The organism is Paraburkholderia humisilvae, assembly GCF_902859855.1.
Classification (GTDB): Bacteria; Pseudomonadota; Gammaproteobacteria; order Burkholderiales; family Burkholderiaceae; genus Paraburkholderia; species Paraburkholderia humisilvae.
In genome coordinates this window covers 1-1,865 of sequence record NZ_CADIKH010000289.1, presented here as the reverse complement: position 1 = coordinate 1,865, position 1,865 = coordinate 1, and the positions used below count along the sequence as shown (strand labels likewise).

At 61.4% G+C, this 1,865-nt stretch carries 3 protein-coding genes and 1 pseudogene; 1 reads left to right on the top strand and 3 read right to left on the bottom strand.

The features are described 5' to 3' along the window. Positions 1 to 179 precede the first annotated feature (179 nt). Positions 180 to 611 (bottom strand): hypothetical protein, encoded by a 432-nt coding sequence (locus tag HV796_RS41975; RefSeq protein ID WP_175233509.1) that lies wholly within the window; start codon positions 609 to 611, stop codon positions 180 to 182. Between the two features lie 70 nt (positions 612 to 681). Here HV796_RS41975 and HV796_RS41970 point away from each other — a divergent pair, with 70 nt between their 5' ends. Beyond that, positions 682 to 1,170 carry a hypothetical protein gene (locus tag HV796_RS41970; RefSeq protein ID WP_175233508.1) on the top strand — a complete coding sequence of 163 codons (489 nt, stop codon included), beginning with the start codon at positions 682 to 684 and terminating at the stop codon, positions 1,168 to 1,170. Positions 1,171 to 1,378: 208 nt separating this feature from the next. On the opposite strand, the pseudogene HV796_RS41965 reads toward HV796_RS41970, so the two are convergent. Together HV796_RS41965 and HV796_RS43805 are read right to left on the bottom strand one after the other, a co-directional pair. Continuing rightward, positions 1,379 to 1,631: pseudogene (locus tag HV796_RS41965) on the bottom strand (transposase); the annotation flags it as partial. A 33-nt stretch (positions 1,632 to 1,664) separates the two neighbouring features. Continuing rightward, positions 1,665 to 1,865: hypothetical protein (locus HV796_RS43805; protein WP_217478239.1), on the bottom strand; the 201-nt coding region annotated here is incomplete at its 5' end.

Sequence of the window (1,865 nt, the reverse complement as noted above, 5' to 3'; positions counted from 1 at the left end):
CATGCCGCTTGACGCGCGGCTGACGGCGACACGTATCGCACGGCGCGAATGATTGTCGAGCTCAACCAGTCGATGACCTCGTCCGTCGTTTCGCGACGCGTTGCAAAGCGCCGGCCAGGGATGCGTGCTCGCTTGAGCGACCCCCTCAGGCTCCCGGTCGGCGCGTTGACGCTCCTATGTCAATGGAGGGGCGTCGAATCGGCCAGATCGGCCAGGATGAGCGGGTACAGTCGCGACATGTCGTTACCGCATTCGGCCACGAGCTTGAGCGCAACATAGGGCCCCATGCCATGAATCTGGGTCAGGTCGATGCCGAGCATGCCGTACAGCGCGGCACGCACGTCAAAGGCGAAGCCATTTGGCTGCCTGGTCCGATGCCGCGCCGCGGGTATGGGGGCCGTGGGCGGTTCGACACCAGTCTGCAGGTGTCGGAGCGCGACTTCAATTCGCTCATCACATTGTGCGACCTGGGTTTGGTAGAAATCGTAAAGCGCGAGTGCCTGCGTGAGCTCGAACACGTGCTCGGCCTGATAGTGGCCGATCAGCGAGTCGCGGATGGTTTCGACAGAGTTTGCAGCGCACATCTCGATACCTGGCGAGGTCATCGGCATTGCGTTCGCCAGCTACGATGGCGCGGATGATCCTCATGCCGGTGGCACCGGTTACGTCCTCCACCACTTGATGCAGCTGGACGTTCATCAGCGTCGGCGCCTTCTGCATGTGCTGAATGTGGGACGCAGCGTATTCCAGCAGGCGCTCGCGCTGCCGCAGATAGGAGCGCAGCGTCGCGACATCCTGGCTCGGACGGAAGCTCGCCCTGAGCAGCCCGTAGGAGTGCAGTTTCTGCAGCCGCTGACGAGGACCACCTCGAAACCGTGCGCCTCCAGGATCTCGAACACCGGAATGCCAGTAGACGCCTGTCGACTCCATCGCCACAGTGTGAATCCCGACCTGCTTGAGCCAGTCGGCAAGCTCGTGAAGCTCTTTCGTGAAACTGCGGAACGTACGCACGGGTTCGGCGTCGCGTTCGGCTCCAACCGCGACCACATGAAACTGCGCGCCGATGTCGATCGCCGCCGCGTGCGGACGAACCACAGAAATTTGCGCAGCGCTGCTGGCGCGTCGGCGTTTCCTTGCCGGCATATTCGCCTCCGCCATCAGAATGGTTAGGTCGAAGGGCGGGACAGCGGATTGATCACCTTCCTGAACGGGATCGCCTGGCGGCGTCCCCAATGCTGAGTCCGCATCAGTTCCTGGACCACGTTTTTTAACGGGATGTCTCACCAGGAAGCCAACGGCCGCTCCCTTCGACAGCACTCAGTGTAGCCCCGACGAGAGTTTCTGCCTTTTGGGCAGGGGCGCGCCCCTTGGGGATGTTTTTTAAGATATCGCGTTCCATCGTCATCCGCGCCAACTCCACGCGCAGCCGGGCAATTCCATCTGCTCGGCAGAAACCTGCTTGCCTGCGCCGCTCAGCCTGCCTGCGGCATCGGCCTTCACCCAGTTGTGCAGCGTCTTCGGGCTGATGCCCCAGTATCTTTGTCACCGCTGCCATGCTCTGGCCGCCGCGGACCATGCGCATTGGCTTCTACCAAGAATTCCTGCGTGTACCGTGCTCTCGGATTACCCATCTTTCCTTCCTCTATTGCGTGAGTTTTACATACTCAGCAAGGGATCCATTTTTTGCGGGCAAGCTCACTGATGCGGATGCGCAAAATGCGAGCCCGAATGCGAAAAGGGACTGAGTAGTCGTGCTTGAGCGCGCAGGGGGAGCGGGATAAGATCCACGCCCTTGGCATGGGGCGCAGGGCGATGCGGGACGCTTCCAGGTTCATGGCAGGCGCAACAGTGCCGTTTCCCAGCGT

What these genes read in the sequence shown, in the direction of transcription:
- HV796_RS41975 (WP_175233509.1), bottom strand. Translation starts at nt 611, where the DNA reads ATGCCGATGACCTCGCCAGGTATCGAGATGTGCGCTGCAAACTCTGTC.
- HV796_RS41970 (WP_175233508.1), top strand. Translation starts at nt 682, where the DNA reads ATGCAGCTGGACGTTCATCAGCGTCGGCGCCTTCTGCATGTGCTGAAT.